This is a genomic window from Elstera litoralis, from assembly GCF_000963705.1.
In the GTDB taxonomy this organism is placed as follows: Bacteria; Pseudomonadota; Alphaproteobacteria; order Elsterales; family Elsteraceae; genus Elstera; species Elstera litoralis.
In genome coordinates this window covers 1-1231 of record NZ_LAJY01000444.1, presented here as the reverse complement: position 1 = coordinate 1231, position 1231 = coordinate 1, and the positions used below count along the sequence as shown (strand labels likewise).

At 60.3% G+C, this 1231-nt stretch carries 1 protein-coding gene and 1 pseudogene; both read right to left on the bottom strand.

All coding sequences use genetic code 11. The features are described 5' to 3' along the window. Window positions 1-430 (bottom strand): annotated as a pseudogene (locus tag VZ95_RS15460) (hypothetical protein); the annotation flags it as partial. Window positions 431-434: 4 nt separating this feature from the next. Further along, a complete protein-coding gene (locus VZ95_RS15455) occupies window positions 435-1109 on the bottom strand; it encodes a protein phosphatase CheZ (RefSeq protein ID WP_045776655.1) in 675 nt (224 codons plus the stop codon). Between the last annotated feature and the right edge of the window lie 122 nt (window positions 1110-1231).

Here is a 1231-nt window from a genome sequence, read left to right as displayed (position 1 = left end):
TCGCCGCCGAAGCCGTTGGGGCCGGTTGCCCCTTCTGTTCGATCATATCGATGACGGCGGCGCGCTCGGTCGTCGAGGTTTTCAGCGTCACGGCTTTCAGCAGCGTAAAGCTAACGTTGCGCTGATCGGCCGAAATTTGTGGATTGCTGAGGTAGCCATTGACGCCGCGCATGACGGCGGGCGACATCGCCCCATCGAAGGGCGCTTCGAAGCGAACGGTAAGCTGATTGCCGTCGACGCTCGCGGTGAACTTCGGCGCAGAACCGAAATCGAACACCAACCGAGAATAACCATCGTGCAGGGCCGACCGCGCGGTGGCGGCCCAAGCACTTGTCGAGCCGACCGGGCCGAGCAGCAGAACCGCAACGGCGACGGACGAGAGAAGAAGCGTGCGATGGCCGCGACGTGTCGGCGAGGAGTGCATGCTCAAGGGCTTATCCGAAGCTCGCCAGAATTGCATCGATCTCAGCCTGTCGTTTTGCTTCGTCGGGCAAGGAGGGACCATGCAACAAGTCCACCTGGTCGGGGGCAATCGACGGCCCGGCGGCGGGGTTATACTTCGGCGCAGAAGGATCGGTTTGCATTCGGGCGAGTTCATCGCCGAAAGCTGCGAGCATTGCCGATACCCGCTCTTCAATCTGCTTTAGGGTTCGTACCACTTTTGTGATGCGCTGGCCCGTGACATCTTGAAAATTACACGCTTCGTACACCCGCGTAACCACATCGGAAACAATCGCCGCCTGTTCGGGCGGTAAGGTTCCGGCGAGGTTTTCCAGTTGCTCGGCGGCGTCCAGAATAACGCCCGTCGCCTCTTCGGTCGCGCCAACAACGGCATCAAGCTCGTCGGTTGCCGAAGGGATATCGTGCGAGCTGATCGCATCCGGACGGACCTGGGCGATTTCAGACCGGGCATGCTGAATGAAGCGCGCCAGCCCTTCCAATTCCCGATACAGTTTCACGTCGGTGGAGGTGATTTCGCCGCCCATCGTCGCTAAAACCTGTTCAACGATCCGCGTCACCTCGTCGGGCGCGATAGGCTGATGGTGCGACTGCTGCCGCAGGGCATCCAAATGCTGACGCAACTCTGGCGTCGCCGTTAGACCCTTCATCGGCTTCCTCCTCACTCGTCAGCCCATATCATGCCGCACGGGGCCAAAGCCCCCAAAGCTTAGCGGGGCCGAAGCCCCTAAAGCTTAGAAATTGCCGAAAACGGCAACCAGCTTCTGCTTCA